The 12,519-nt window shown below is 58.3% G+C and carries 15 protein-coding genes; 9 read left to right on the forward strand and 6 right to left on the reverse strand.

Annotated elements, in window-relative coordinates; all coding sequences use genetic code 11:
* Nucleotides 1-86 precede the first annotated feature (86 nt).
* Nucleotides 87-1,037 (forward strand): LysR family transcriptional regulator, encoded by a 951-nt coding sequence (locus tag JK232_RS06315; protein ID WP_101828047.1) that lies wholly within the window; start codon nucleotides 87-89, stop codon nucleotides 1,035-1,037.
* On the opposite strand, the gene JK232_RS06320 is transcribed toward JK232_RS06315, so the two are convergent.
* Entirely contained in the window at nucleotides 1,034-2,113 is a 1,080-nt protein-coding gene (locus JK232_RS06320; RefSeq protein ID WP_101835469.1) for a hypothetical protein, read from the reverse strand. The two genes, JK232_RS06315 and JK232_RS06320, sit on opposite strands and share 4 nt — an antisense overlap.
* 529 nt (nucleotides 2,114-2,642) lie before the next feature.
* On the opposite strand from JK232_RS06320, the gene JK232_RS06325 reads away from it, so the two are divergent.
* Nucleotides 2,643-3,302 (forward strand): O-methyltransferase, encoded by a 660-nt coding sequence (locus tag JK232_RS06325; RefSeq protein WP_072928301.1) that lies wholly within the window; start codon nucleotides 2,643-2,645, stop codon nucleotides 3,300-3,302.
* A 5-nt stretch (nucleotides 3,303-3,307) separates the two neighbouring features.
* On the opposite strand, the gene JK232_RS06330 is transcribed toward JK232_RS06325, so the two are convergent.
* Complete coding sequence (locus JK232_RS06330; protein ID WP_072928300.1) at nucleotides 3,308-3,916, reverse strand: alpha/beta hydrolase; 609 nt, start codon at nucleotides 3,914-3,916, stop codon at nucleotides 3,308-3,310.
* Here JK232_RS06330 and JK232_RS06335 point away from each other — a divergent pair.
* The 3 genes from JK232_RS06335 (at nucleotide 3,915) to JK232_RS06345 (ending at nucleotide 5,404) form a co-directional block, all read left to right on the forward strand.
* Nucleotides 3,915-4,160, forward strand: a complete 246-nt coding sequence (locus JK232_RS06335) for a hypothetical protein (RefSeq protein ID WP_139300285.1) — start codon at nucleotides 3,915-3,917, stop codon at nucleotides 4,158-4,160. The genes JK232_RS06330 and JK232_RS06335 overlap by 2 nt on opposite strands.
* A gap of 107 nt (nucleotides 4,161-4,267) precedes the next feature.
* Entirely contained in the window at nucleotides 4,268-4,549 is a 282-nt protein-coding gene (locus JK232_RS06340) for a YjcB family protein (RefSeq protein ID WP_072928299.1), read from the forward strand.
* 312 nt (nucleotides 4,550-4,861) lie between these two features.
* The gene (locus JK232_RS06345) at nucleotides 4,862-5,404 is read left to right on the forward strand and encodes an antibiotic biosynthesis monooxygenase (protein WP_101835471.1); all 543 of its coding nucleotides are present in this window, start codon (nucleotides 4,862-4,864) and stop codon (nucleotides 5,402-5,404) included.
* A gap of 285 nt (nucleotides 5,405-5,689) precedes the next feature.
* On the opposite strand, the gene JK232_RS06350 is transcribed toward JK232_RS06345, so the two are convergent.
* Entirely contained in the window at nucleotides 5,690-6,583 is an 894-nt protein-coding gene (locus tag JK232_RS06350) for a LysR substrate-binding domain-containing protein (protein ID WP_101835473.1), read from the reverse strand.
* A 103-nt stretch (nucleotides 6,584-6,686) separates the two neighbouring features.
* On the opposite strand from JK232_RS06350, the gene JK232_RS06355 reads away from it, so the two are divergent.
* From JK232_RS06355 to JK232_RS06370, 4 genes are all read left to right on the forward strand, one after another.
* Nucleotides 6,687-6,989, forward strand: coding sequence for a carboxymuconolactone decarboxylase family protein (locus JK232_RS06355; RefSeq protein WP_072928296.1), 303 nt, complete (start codon nucleotides 6,687-6,689; stop codon nucleotides 6,987-6,989).
* A gap of 17 nt (nucleotides 6,990-7,006) precedes the next feature.
* Nucleotides 7,007-7,396, forward strand: a complete 390-nt coding sequence (locus JK232_RS06360) for a tautomerase family protein (RefSeq protein ID WP_101835475.1) — start codon at nucleotides 7,007-7,009, stop codon at nucleotides 7,394-7,396.
* Nucleotides 7,393-7,923: a DUF4865 family protein gene (locus JK232_RS06365; protein WP_072928294.1), complete on the forward strand. Its 531-nt coding sequence runs from the start codon at nucleotides 7,393-7,395 to the stop codon at nucleotides 7,921-7,923. Before JK232_RS06360 ends, JK232_RS06365 begins: the two co-directional genes overlap by 4 nt.
* Nucleotides 7,924-8,175: 252 nt before the next feature.
* Nucleotides 8,176-9,600, forward strand: coding sequence for a sugar porter family MFS transporter (locus tag JK232_RS06370; protein ID WP_072928293.1), 1,425 nt, complete (start codon nucleotides 8,176-8,178; stop codon nucleotides 9,598-9,600).
* A gap of 91 nt (nucleotides 9,601-9,691) precedes the next feature.
* Here JK232_RS06370 and JK232_RS06375 read toward each other — a convergent pair whose 3' ends face one another.
* The 3 genes from JK232_RS06375 to JK232_RS06385 form a co-directional block, all read right to left on the reverse strand.
* Nucleotides 9,692-10,096: a hypothetical protein gene (locus JK232_RS06375; protein ID WP_072928292.1), complete on the reverse strand. Its 405-nt coding sequence runs from the start codon at nucleotides 10,094-10,096 to the stop codon at nucleotides 9,692-9,694.
* Nucleotides 10,097-10,620: 524 nt separating this feature from the next.
* Nucleotides 10,621-11,880, reverse strand: a complete 1,260-nt coding sequence (locus JK232_RS06380) for a phospholipase D-like domain-containing protein (protein ID WP_212588949.1) — start codon at nucleotides 11,878-11,880, stop codon at nucleotides 10,621-10,623.
* Complete coding sequence (locus tag JK232_RS06385) at nucleotides 11,873-12,514, reverse strand: MotA/TolQ/ExbB proton channel family protein (RefSeq protein ID WP_072928290.1); 642 nt, start codon at nucleotides 12,512-12,514, stop codon at nucleotides 11,873-11,875. The genes JK232_RS06380 and JK232_RS06385 overlap by 8 nt, the downstream gene beginning before the upstream one ends.
* Nucleotides 12,515-12,519 lie beyond the last annotated feature (5 nt).

Raw genomic sequence — 12,519 nt, forward strand, 5'->3', positions numbered from 1 at the left:
GTGGTCTCCTTTGGTCATCGGATTTTTATTATAAGTGCTGCATGGTAGAGTGATAATCCGTTCACCTGACAAATGATTCTTGCCTGATGCGCACAGATCAACTGCTGCCTTTACTCCCGGAAATGGCCGTGCTGGTGAGGGTGGTCGACTGCGGCAGCTTCTCTGAAGCGGCGCGCCAGTTGGGCATGACGCCCTCTGCCACCAGCCGCAGCGTGACCCGGCTGGAAAAAGCGCTCGCCACCCGGCTGCTGCACCGCACCACGCGTAAATTGCGCCTGAGTGAAGAGGGTGTGGCGGTGTATCGCCACTGTCTGGATATGCTGAACTCCGCCAGGGCGGCGGTAGAGGCCGGGGGGCAGTTTAACCCGCAGCCGGAAGGGGTATTGCACATCAGCGTGCCGAAAGCGGTCGGGCGGGTGGTCATCCATCCGCTGATGCCTGCCTTTCTGGCGCGCTACCCGGCGATTGATATCCAGATGGCGCTGAATGATGCCGTGATGGATCTGATTGACGATCAGGTAGACATCGCCATCCGTATCACCGACCGGCCGCCGCCCGGCCTGAAAGGACGGCGGTTGATGGACATAGACCACCTGCTGTGTGCCACGCCCCGCTATCTGGCGGAGCACGGGGTGCCGCAGCACCCGCGTGATTTGGCGGCGCACAGTTGCCTCTGTTTAGGGGAAGACCCAGGCGATGCGCTGTGGTCGTTCCGCCAGGGTGCGCAGACCAGCCGCGTGCGGGTGCGCGGCCGTTATGCCGCCAACCACACCGAAGTCCGGCTGGATGCGGTACGCCACCATCTCGGTATCGGCAGCCTGCCGTGGTTTACCGCCCGCCAGGCGCTGGCCAACGGTGACGTGGTGCAGGTTTTGCCGGGCTGGACGTTCACTACCCGCTATACCGGCGGGGCCTGGCTGCTCTACCACCCGGCCCGTTTCCTGCCGCCGAAAATCCGGGTGTTTATTGATTACCTGAGCGAGGCGCTCAGCCGAGAGTATCCCTCCCGGCAAAACAGCCCCCCTGAGGCGCGTTAAGGCACCGGCGGTATCGTGGGAGGCGGGGCAGTGGTGCCGTTGCCGCTTCCCCCCGCTTTGGCTTTGTTCACTAACCCGGATCTCATTTTGTTCAGCCCTTCGATCATCTCCATCATGCTGGGCGGTGCAGCCCCCTCTTTGGAGAACGAGGAATCGCCCGCCATGTTCCAGTCCTTGAACACCGTCAGCATCTCCTCTTTCTGGGCGCTGGCCCCGTAAATCTGCAAATAGAGGCGGCCGAAGTTCAGCGCATGTTGCCGATCCTTACGCCGGATAGATTCATGGGTGTAATTGCGTGAGGTGCTGAAACAGACATTCGCCAGCCAGGAGAGTAAGCCAACCCCTAATACCCCGCGGAAAAACACATATAACAGCGCGATTTCATCATAGACTTTGGCGTTGGCCAGCAATACGGTCCCTTCCGCAAAGGTGTAAAAGGCGGCAAATACCGCCGCAGAAGCTGCGGTAAAACCGGCAACCGACCATTTATTTGCCAGCCTGGCGAACGATTTATCATCCAGGTCCAGCTTCGCACTGACTTCTTTGACATAGCCGGGAATTTTCCCGTCGATTCTTTTTTGCTGTGACAATTCCTTCAGCTCCTTATTCTCTTTGCGCAACTCCTCATTTTCGATCACTAACGTTTCTGACGACTCCTGCAAGGTTTTATAACGCAGGGCCGCTTTTTCCAGCAATTGGGCGCGATCGGTAAGCTGCTGGATATCCATCCGCTTCTTTGCCAGCCGCACATTCTGGCTTTCAATCGTCTGGTTCAGGGACTCTATTTCTTTATTATGGTGCTTCACCAGTAACTCATAGAGGTAATTCTGGCTGCTTTCCTCTAATACCCCGCCAATTTCCCCTGACTCAAGATCTTTATAGAAGGTATTATTCAGGTAATCTTTTTGCCGGCTGTGAAAACTCTGCTCCAAATCCTCCAGTAAACTGTCCACATCGGCCATTCTGTCACTGCTTAACAACGGCATCAGTTCCAGTACGATCTCATCGTTGATATAGCCGACCCGCATCAAAAAGTTGATATATTCATAATAGATTTGTTTACTGCTGAATTTCATATGTTTGTCACCCCTTTAAGATTACATGGAAAAGCGCATGCAATTCAGATAACCTTCCTTCAGCTTTCCTGCTGCCACCTTATTCGCACTTTATTTTTGGCATCCATTTTCAATAAGGCAATGCCTGATTACGGCAATAACCATTAGCCACGCTGATATTATTATAAAAAACTATAGCCTTCGCATCGGGAATAACCATCATATTGGCTATTATATCAGGATAAAAAAAGTCACTAAAAAAAGTGAAATAAAGTGAGTGCCGCGTACCATGACGCGCTTATTTTTTATTTATGGCAGCGTTTTAAACCAACCTCGCCGTTATCATTTATTTTCTGTCTCACCTCTGATTTTCAGCAGCGAATCCTGGCCCGGCCCCGGCCTCCCTCAATGAGGTCATCAGCGCAGGCCAGTGATAACCGTGAGCACGGCAATGGCGCTATTTTATGCTATCCCTTAAGGGGGAACTGGCACGGGGCGTGTGCCGTTCAGGTTGAGCGCGCATACAGGGCGCATCGCTATAGGAGGCGTTATGCATCAAAAGTGGTCAGAGGTAGATGATTATCTGGTCAGCCAGCTTGTCCCACCCGATGAGGTCATGACGGAGATCCTGGAAAATAATGCCCGGGCCGGGCTGCCGGCACATGATGTGGCCCCTAACCAGGGCAAACTGCTGCACTTATTCGCGCTGATGACTCAGGCAACACGCATTCTGGAAATTGGCACCCTGGGCGGCTATAGCACGGTGTGGCTGGCACGTGCCCTGCCGCCGGGTGGAAAAATGGTGACGCTGGAAGCCGATGCGCGCCATGCCGGAATTGCGCAACAGAACATCACGCTGGCCGGGCTGGCGGAGCAGGTGCGGCTATACGTCGGCCCGGCGCTGGACACGTTGCCGATGCTGGCCGGGGAGGCCCCCTTTGACCTGATCTTTATCGATGCCGACAAACCCAACAACCCGGATTACCTGCGCTGGGCCCTGAAGCTGGCACGGCCGGGCACCCTGATTATTGGTGACAACGTGGTGCGCGAAGGTGCAGTCACGGATGCGCAGAGTAACGATCCGCGTGTGCAGGGCGTCCGGACATTTATCGACATGATGGCGAATGAACCGCGCCTGACCGCCACTGCCCTGCAAACCGTGGGCAGTAAAGGCTGGGACGGTTTTACGCTGGCGCGGGTGATGCATTAAAGGGGTTACCCTTTTAACGCCTCAACCAGAAATGCCCCGGCGCGGGTTGCGCCCTCTTCAGACAAGGTATGACCCAGCCCCGGCTCAATCAGCAATTGGCTGTCAACCCCGGCGGCCAGCAGCGCCTGGTTCGCCTTTTCGCTCTCCTGATAGGGAATGACGGCATCGGCCGTGCCGTGGATCAGCATCACGCGGCTGTTTTGCCCCGGTTGGTAGGGCGGCGGCGAAGCCAGGCGGCCGGAGAACGCCACCACGGCCGCCACCGGCCAGCGCCCGCGCAAGACGGCATCCAGGGCCATGATGGAGCCTTGCGAAAAGCCCACCAGCGCCACGCGATCCAGCCGGTCGGCCATATTATGCTGCGCAATCAGGCGGGCCAGCGTGCTGTCGAATGCCTCGCGCGCAGCCTGAATGCGCGCCGGGCGGTTTTCCGGCGTGACGCCGTTCAGGCTGAACCACTGGAACCCGTTCCCGCCCCCATCAAACGGAAACGGCGCATCCGGCCCGGTAAATCGCGCACCCGGCAGCCGGGATTGCCAGAAAGAAGCCAGCACCGACAGATCGCTGCCGCGGCTGCCGACGCCGTGTAAAAAAATCACTAAAGAATCCGCCATGATGACTCCTTGCGTTTCAGGGGCCGGCGGCCGGACGATCCGGCCTGCCCGTGAGGTAAACATCAGAACACTGTGCGTTATCGCCCTTCATCATGGCAACCCTGCCATAAAAAGTGAACACTTTAGAAACAAGAATTCAACAAATAGCGGGCTGCTTAAAACATTTTTTAAGCAGCCTGTGCCGGTAATTGATTTTCTGAGCGTTTATTTTTTGATCGCTGAAAAAAAGCCGTATACAATGTGAGCACTATCACACTTTCGTGCAATTTGTCTTAAGTGCTTACACCGCGCAACGTGCGACCCCAATAACGCCGGCACGCGGTCAGCATCGAGTTATTAAGGATCAGAACCATGAGTGCCATTGCCACCAGCGTCGTGTTGGCGCGTTGGGAAATTCTCAGCGCCATTATCATGTTTTTTGCCAGTACCCTGAATATTACGTTACGTAAAGCCAGCCGCCACGGCCTGGCGATTCTGAGCAGCGGCATCGGTATTACCATGTCCTGCTGGTTTGTGATGGGGCTGTTAGGCATTACCAGCGCGGATATGGCGCTGTACGGGCAACACGCCAAAGATCTGTTTGTGGAAATCATGAGCCACACCCCGGAAAACTGGCCAATGCCGATGCCGTAACCGGCGCGCTGCCGCAATGCCCTGACCCGGCATTGCGGTTTCCGTTCTTTTACCCTTTTTTCTCCTCCGCCCGTTCTTTCCTTTTCTCTCCTCTGTTTACGTCCCCCTTTATTTCTGGCTCACCTGCCGGACCCGGTGCCCTGTTTTTCTTTTCCTTTGAACAACAGCGTTAATAATACTCATTATTTTTTTTAACACGTGCTGCGTAAAATAGGGGTTGCCCCGCGCCAATGGCTTTTGGGTGCGTCATTCTCATGCGGCGTTATTACGCCTTATCGCGATCCAGTAAGATAAGAATAAGGGACACAGGCCATGACACATGCAGAACCGGTTACGCTGGTGATTACCCATACCCTTCAGCCGCAGCAACACGAGGCGTATGAACGCTGGTTGCGGCGCATTATGCCGGTGGCAGAGCAGTTTGAGGGGCATCGCGGGGTGAATGTCATCCGGCCCGGCGCGGAAGGCCAGACCTATACGGTGTTGATCCGCTTTGACACGCTGGAAAACCTGACCCGTTGGACAGCCTCCGCCGAACGGAAATCGTTGCTGGCGGATGCCGAGTCGCTGCTGGACGGCGGCGATCGCATTGAGGTGCAGGCCGGGAGCCAGTTCTGGTTTACCCCGCCGCAACCGGGCGTCCGCCGTCCGGCGCGTTGGAAACAGTACCTGCTGACGCTGGGGGTGATTTTCCCCTCAGCCGAACTGGTCCCGCGTTTCTGGCATCAGATCGTGCCTTCGCTGACCGGTACCCTGCCCGGCCACCTGTTGAATGACGCCACCGTGGTAGCGCTGGTGGTGTTTTTCTGGATGCCGTGGCTGACGCGGGCACTGGCAGGCTGGCTGAAACGCTGAATTGTCCGGCTGCGCAACGCAGCCGACATCTACTTGCTGATCAACCGGATACCGAGCTGGGACAAGGTACCGAGTTGCGAAGGGTGGGAAATAAAAAGAATCCACAGGGAAAAAGAGCAAGCAATCATGATGGTAACAATCCGGTAAAACATTCCGTGTATCCTTGCAAACGCTGTTGTTCTTGCCTGTTTTTCAGACAATCCCTCATTGACGGGGGTGCTCATCACTATAGATGAGTACGGCGTTTTTACCATATGAAAGCATAAATTTTTGTTTAAGCACGGTTTACGTTGCCGGATTAATCTTCAGTGCCAGTTCATGGCAGATCTGCTTTTTCAGGCTGAGGGCGGCATCCGTCAGCCCGGCGCTGCCCTGATGCAGCGTGATCCCGGCATCGCCGAGCGCGGGCAGCGTTGCCGCGTCCAGCCGGTGCAGGTTTTCCGGCAATCCGGCATCCGCCCGCACCGTCACGCCCAGCCCCGCCGACACCGCCGCCCAGATGCCTTGCAGGCTGCGGCTCTCCAGGGCAATCCGCCAGGGAATACCTGCGCGATCCAACGCCTCCGTGGCGCGCTGCCGCATCAGGCACGGCGCTTCAAACATCACCAACGGCAAGGGGGTGTGGGTCTGGCGAAAGCGCATCACGTCCCCCGGCTGCGCGCCGATCCAGCAAAGCGGCACCGACCCGAGTGACGCCATCCACGGTGTGCTCTGCTGCCACTGCCAACAGAGTGCCAAATCCAGCTCCCCGGCGGTGATGCCGCGCAGGAGCTCCGCATTGCGGCCAATACGCGCCGTGAGTTGTACCTCCGGGTGCGCGCGGGAAAAGGCACCCAGCACCGCCGGTAACAGCCGCTCACCGAAATCTTCCTGCATCCCGACGCGCAACGGCCCGGAGAGCGTTTCGCCGCATACCGCCAGCGCAGCCTCGCTGTTGAGCGCCAGCAAACGGCGCGCATACCCCAGCAGCACCTCGCCCTGACGGCTCGGCACCAGATGCCGGCCCGATTTCTCCACCAGCGCCACGCCACACTGTTGCTCAAGCTTTTTCAGTTGCGCGCTCACCGCGGAGGTCGAGCGCCCCAGGCGGTCGGCTGCCTGGGCGAAACTGCCCAGCTCAATGCCGGTCACAAAACTCTGCAATGCATCCAGATCAAAACACCACGGCCGCTTACTCATCATCAATCCTGTTTTTCGGGACGGTGAGTCCTGATGAATTCGATATTCAGTACCATTTTAGACACTTATGCTTTGGGACATCTACCCTGTCATGGAGAACACGATGCGCCCTTCCCTTTCTGCCCCGGCAGTGATGAAAACGAAAACGCCAAAACTGGCTGAGCTGACTGACCGCATCCTGTTTGGCGATCTCTGGCAGCGCCCTCATCTTTCCCCACGCGACCGCAGCCTGATCACCGTGGCCGCCCTGATTGCGCAGAGCCGTCTTGAACAATTGCCTTTCCACCTCGCTCTCGCCAAAGAACATGGCGTGCGTGAGGAGGAGCTGGCGGAAGTCGTGACCCATCTGGCGTTTTATGCCGGTTGGCCGGCCGCGGCCAGCGCCCTTACCCGTCTTGAACCATAAACCGTTGGGGATTCACTATGCCTGTTACCCGTATTGCCTTGCGCGAAGGCCGCTCTGCGGCGTGGCTGCAACAGCTTTCCACCCTGTTCCACCAGCAGCTGGTGGCGCATTTCGCCGTCCCGCCCGCTGACTGCTTTCAGGTGATTGATTGCTACCCGGCCCACCGGCTGATCGCCGACCGGGATTATCTCGGCGGCCCGCGCAGTGACCGGTTTATCCTGTTTTCGATTACCGCCGGTAAGCCGCGCAGCCGGGCGCAGAAAGAAGCGCTTTATTACCATCTGGCAGAGGCGCTGCACCGTGAGCTGGGCATCCCGCCGGAAGATGTGATGGTGGTGATAACGTTTAATCAGGCCGATGAGTGGAGTTTCAGCCGCGGTGAAATGTTCAGCCCGGAGGCCCTATGATTGCGATGCAATACCGTTTCGTGCTGCCCGCAGACTATGACATGGGCATCATCACCCGCCGCATCCGTGACAACGGCGCGAAGCTGGACGGTTTCCCCGGCCTGGTGTTTAAGGCATACCTCTATGCTGACCGGCAAGACGCCCTACCCGGCACACAGGAGAACAGTTACGCGCCGTTTTACCTGTGGCGCGAGAGCCGCGCCATGCAGCGTTTCCTGTGCAGCCCCGGTTTTGCCGCGCTAAGCCGCGATTTCGGCTGGCCGCACATCCTCTGCTGGCCGGTGCTGCACGCCCCGGACGTCGCCTGGCTGGCCCAGTGCCGGGTGGCGTGCCGCCAGCTGACGCCGATTGCGCCTTTCAGTGATCTCACCTCCGTCACTGCCGCCACGCAGGCACCGGGAGAGCTGCTGGCGTGGGACACCGCCCGCTGGGAGCGTTTGCAGATGCGCTTTATGCCGGAGATACCCGCCGCACCTGAGCCGGGCGCGCACTATTTCCGTATCGGGCACCTCTCTCCCGGCCGTTAATGAGGGGGCTTACGGCGTGCCGGAAAAATTCGTTCCATAGCGAAACTATTTCTGTACAAATTGTGACGCCTGCTGCTTTTTATAGCGATTGAATGCCAAAAATTAGCGCTGCGTCACATCTCTGCCTAGTCTTAATTCTTGTTGCACCAATTGAAGAGTGACGCGTGAACGTCACCGGATGTCATCACGACAATAATTATAGGGAGAGTGTGTGTGACGAACAGTACGATTAATGAGCAAGCGGGCGCGAAGATGACCGCCAAAACGCCGGTAGAACCGCTGGTAAAAGTCATCGCGGTTATCGCGACATTGGGGGGCCTGCTGTTTGGCTACGACACCGGGGTTATCGCCGGTGCCTTGTTGTTTATGAAACATGACCTGCATCTGACCCCACTGACCACCGGGCTGGTAACCAGTTCCCTGATCCTGGGGTCAGCATTTGGGGCCATTGTGGCGGGGCGTGTTGCTGACCGCTTCGGGCGCAAAAAAGTCATCCTGGTCATGGCGCTGATCTTTATGGCCGGTTCATTGGGTTGCGCCACCGCGCCCACGGCCTACATCATGATCCTGTGCCGCTTTATCCTCGGCCTGGCCGTCGGTGCCGCCGCGGCGATTGTGCCGGTCTATATCGCGGAGATTGTCCCAGCGAACCGCCGCTGGCAGTTCGTGACGCTTCAGGAGCTGATGCTGGTTTCCGGCCAGTTGCTGGCGTACACCAGTAATGCCGCGATCAACGAAGTCTGGGGCGGTGAGGCCACCTGGCGCTGGATGCTCGGTATCGCGTGTGTGCCGGCGGTGGTGATGTGGGTCGGGATGCTGTTCCTGCCGGATACACCGCGCTGGTATGCGATGCATGGCCGCTTCAGCGAAGCGCGTGACGTGCTGGAGCGTACCCGTCATTCCCGCTTTGTCGAGCGTGAGATGGCGGAGATCCGCAAAGCCGCCACCCAGAAAGATGAGCGCCATTCCCGCCGCAAAAAAACCATTTCCACCTGGATGAAACGGCTGGTGCTGTTGGGGATCGGGGTGGCGATGTTGCAACAACTTTCCGGCGTCAACACCATCATGTTCTATGCGCCGACCATGTTGCAGTCGACCGGGATGGGCACCAATGCCGCGCTGTTTGCCACCATTGGTAACGGGGCCATCTCGGTGATCATGACCTTCGTCGGGATTATGATGCTGAGCAAAATCGGCCGCCGTCCGCTGCTGATGATTGGCCAGATGGGGTGTACGTCCATGCTGCTGTTCATCGGTGCGCTGAGCTACTTTATGCCGGAAACCCTTAACGGCGAGCCGAACATGGTACGCAGTTACATGATCCTGGCCGGTATGCTGCTGTTCCTCTGCTTCCAGCAGGCGGCGCTGTCACCGGTGACCTGGCTGCTGCTGTCTGAGATGTTCCCGCAGCGCATCCGTGGCCGCGCGAATGGGATTTCTGTCTTTGCGATGCAGATGACCAACTTCACCATTACGCTGTCGTTCCCAATGCTGTTGCAGGCGATTGGCCTGTCGATGAGCTTCTTTGTGTTTGCCGCCATCGGCGTCGCCGGCGGGATCTTCGTGGTGCTGTTCGCCCCGGAGACGCAGGGCAAAACGCTGGAGCAACTGGAGAAGCACTTCAAGAAGCACTTCTCCGACGACACCCCACCGCCTTCACAAACCCCGGCAACCTGAGTTGCCCGCTGAAAAAACCAGCCCCTCCTTGTGAGGGGCTTTTTTGTGGCGTCAGAACGGCAGGCGGGCCATTGGCAGGGCCGGGGCATGGTCAGGCGCTGAGGCTGCGCTCTTGCAGGTAGCGCCAGCGCGCCGGGCGGGTCGAGACATCAATCATCGCCACAGAGACGCGCTGGAAGGTTTCCCCTGGCACAGAGTGCGTTTTACGGTAACGCACGGCGACCAGCGAGCCTTCAATCGCCAGGGTTTCACATTGGCTGACTTCAATACGCAGCGCCGGTTGGATGCCCGCCTGGCTTTTGAAAAGCCGTTTAACCTGACCATAACTGAGCCAGGTTCCCTGCGGCGTCAGCATCCGGAAATCCGGCTGGAATTGCGACATCAGATCCAACACCCTGGCCTGGGCATCCTCGGTGGGTAAGCTGTATATCTGCTGAATAGTGTCATGCATATCCATCACACTGCGTTCAGCAAGGCGGGCAAGATCGTTTAGCATTATCTCTCCTGACATTATGAATAACGCACCGCAGGGGAAACCGGCGTCATGCCGATATACCGCACGATGAATACTCAGGCTATTTACATTCCGTTGATAACCACAGCCCAGAAATAAAACGTTAAGGATAACTGCAATAAAAGAGAATATTGAGATGAAAATACCTGTAAAAACTAAAATCCCCCGCCGGCTTTGTCAATGGCCTGATGCGTATGCTGCCGGGAATTTACGCCGTTGATACCCACTGACAAACATGCGGCTGAGTAAAACCATTAATTATCAAAAAAGTAGCTGCGGGAAAAGCGTTTTATCAAACCCGGAAATAAATCAAATCAGGAAAGGGCATCGCCTTTTAGCCTGGGAATAGCTGCACCGGCCAGGCAGCGATGCCGCCCGCTTCTTTATACATTTTTCTTATGACGAAATTATTTCCATATAATTACTTTATTATCGCGCCCCGTTTTTGATGCCCCGGATTGGCTGCCTGCCGATCCGGGGCAGACATTATCTTGCCGCCTTCTCCTTCACGGCCCCTTTTCACCGCCCGGTTTCGGCGTCGGGTAGTCATATTCAATACGCAGCGGCGCAGCAAACGCACTTTCCCAGAGTTGCTGGTAAAGTCCATCCAGCCGCGCAGCCATTGCCTCATTATTCATCACCAGTTCCAGATTGCGGGAGTTGTCAAAATAACCGCCGCTCCAGTTACTGGTGCCGACCCAGCCGAGCCGACCGTCAATGGTCATGATTTTACTGTGCACCACCCGCGCATACGGGATAAAGCCGCCCGATGCCGGGGGAATGGTCACGATTTTGATCTGTACATTCGGCACCAGCGCCAGGCTTTTCAGCCAGGCAATCGCGGGCATACCGGTGTTCCAGTCTGCGACCATCAGCTCAACCTTCACCCCGCGCGCTGCGGCGCGGCGCAAGGCGTTGTCGATCACCGGGTAGAAAGGGCGCGTTTTGCCCGGCCCGTAAGAGAGCGGCGCATACTCCATCACCTGCACGCGGATGCGTTGCGTGGCGGAATCCAGCAGGCGCGGCAGCACCGCCTGTGCATCGCGCACGCCCGGCGGGTTCCAATCCCGCGGGCTGGCCACCAGATAGTTGCCGTGGAATAGATCCCCCGCCGGTGTCTGTTGCGCCACCTTCGGCACCGGCTGGCCGGTCACCAGCCGCGGCTGTGCCTGCCAGTCCTGCTCAAACACTGCCGCGATCTGCGCCACCACCGGCGCGTCCGTGATGCGCAACCCGGTTTCCTGGATATGCTCCAGCGCGCGCCAGTCAAAATTCTGGCTGCCGACAAACGCCGTGTTGCCGTCCACCACCAGGTATTTGGCGTGGATAATGCCGCCGGAGAGTTTGCCGAACGGGATGATCCGCAGTTCCATGCCCGGGATCGCCTGAAGCTGTGCCAGCGTCTCCGGCGTGCTGATGCGCAGCCCTTTGTCCTCCAGCAGGACGCGGATTTTCACCCCGCGCCCCGCCGCCTCACGCAGGGCAGCCAATACCGTCTCCAGCCGGGAGCCGGGCTGGCCCGCCACGTAAAACTGGGCGATGTCGATGCGCTCACGCGCCGCGGCAAACATCTCGCGCCACACCGCGTCGCCGGTGCGCAGGTCATCCGCCTGGAGCGGCGTCTCCGCCGGGGCGTTGTAGACCAGCTCATAGCCGGAGATCCCGAAACCGGCCGCCGCCGGGTGCGCCAGCGTCAACAGGCAACTGCCGTAGATCAGGCGATGCAGGTGGCGTCGCAGCCACCTGAAAATTCGGCCGTCAGGCATAACGCTGCGCCCCGCCCTTCACCCAGGGCGTCTCCGCCTGCTCTACCGCCGTGTGGCTGCCGGCACGGATCAGCAGCACTTTCAGCAGCTCGCTGATGCGCTCCATGCGGCTTTGCAGGTAGTTGTTGCCGACCAGGCAAATCAGCGCAATGGCGATGCCGAGGCCGGTGGCGTACAGCGCGGTGCCCATCCCGGCGGAGACCTGGCTGGCATCCGAGATGCCGGACGCCGAAAGCGCCTTGAAGGTGTCGATGATCCCCATCACCGTGCCGAGCAGCCCCAGCAGCGGCGCGGCGGTGACCACCGTCTCCAGCAGCCAGATGCCGCGCGTCAGGTGCGGTTTGCTCATCAGGTATTGCGTGTCGATCAAATCCCCCATCGCGTCCGGCGTAGTGCGGTTTTTCTGCGCCAGCACCGGCTGGATCACCCGCAGCGGCAGGCTGTTGCGGCGGGTCAGTTCATCCGGCAGCGCGGCGGCGTTCTCGACGTCCGGCGTCAGGATCTGCGCCAGCCGGGCGGCCTGTTTCTGCGTCCAGGCGAAGCTGATCGCACGTTCGATAATAATCACCAGCGACACCGCCAGCGCGGCGTACATCACGTAAAAAATAATGTCGTGTAACAGAGTGGCGTTCATGGTTT

Source organism: Nissabacter archeti (genome assembly GCF_018257325.1).
Classification (GTDB): Bacteria; Pseudomonadota; Gammaproteobacteria; order Enterobacterales; family Enterobacteriaceae; genus Chimaeribacter; species Chimaeribacter arupi.

Excerpts from the sequence above, each read along its gene's own strand:
- JK232_RS06340 (WP_072928299.1), top strand. The coding sequence starts at position 4,268 with ATGAGTGCCATTGCCACCAGCGTCGTGTTGGCGCGTTGGGAAATTCTC.
- JK232_RS06325 (WP_072928301.1), top strand. The coding sequence starts at position 2,643 with ATGCATCAAAAGTGGTCAGAGGTAGATGATTATCTGGTCAGCCAGCTT.
- JK232_RS06380 (WP_212588949.1), bottom strand. The coding sequence starts at position 11,880 with ATGCCTGACGGCCGAATTTTCAGGTGGCTGCGACGCCACCTGCATCGC.
- JK232_RS06350 (WP_101835473.1), bottom strand. The coding sequence starts at position 6,583 with ATGAGTAAGCGGCCGTGGTGTTTTGATCTGGATGCATTGCAGAGTTTT.
- JK232_RS06375 (WP_072928292.1), bottom strand. The coding sequence starts at position 10,096 with ATGCTAAACGATCTTGCCCGCCTTGCTGAACGCAGTGTGATGGATATG.
- JK232_RS06385 (WP_072928290.1), bottom strand. The coding sequence starts at position 12,514 with ATGAACGCCACTCTGTTACACGACATTATTTTTTACGTGATGTACGCC.
- JK232_RS06315 (WP_101828047.1), top strand. The coding sequence starts at position 87 with ATGCGCACAGATCAACTGCTGCCTTTACTCCCGGAAATGGCCGTGCTG.
- JK232_RS06355 (WP_072928296.1), top strand. The coding sequence starts at position 6,687 with ATGCGCCCTTCCCTTTCTGCCCCGGCAGTGATGAAAACGAAAACGCCA.
- JK232_RS06370 (WP_072928293.1), top strand. The coding sequence starts at position 8,176 with ATGACCGCCAAAACGCCGGTAGAACCGCTGGTAAAAGTCATCGCGGTT.
- JK232_RS06360 (WP_101835475.1), top strand. The coding sequence starts at position 7,007 with ATGCCTGTTACCCGTATTGCCTTGCGCGAAGGCCGCTCTGCGGCGTGG.
- JK232_RS06320 (WP_101835469.1), bottom strand. The coding sequence starts at position 2,113 with ATGAAATTCAGCAGTAAACAAATCTATTATGAATATATCAACTTTTTG.
- JK232_RS06365 (WP_072928294.1), top strand. The coding sequence starts at position 7,393 with ATGATTGCGATGCAATACCGTTTCGTGCTGCCCGCAGACTATGACATG.
- JK232_RS06335 (WP_139300285.1), top strand. The coding sequence starts at position 3,915 with ATGATGACTCCTTGCGTTTCAGGGGCCGGCGGCCGGACGATCCGGCCT.
- JK232_RS06330 (WP_072928300.1), bottom strand. The coding sequence starts at position 3,916 with ATGGCGGATTCTTTAGTGATTTTTTTACACGGCGTCGGCAGCCGCGGC.
- JK232_RS06345 (WP_101835471.1), top strand. The coding sequence starts at position 4,862 with ATGACACATGCAGAACCGGTTACGCTGGTGATTACCCATACCCTTCAG.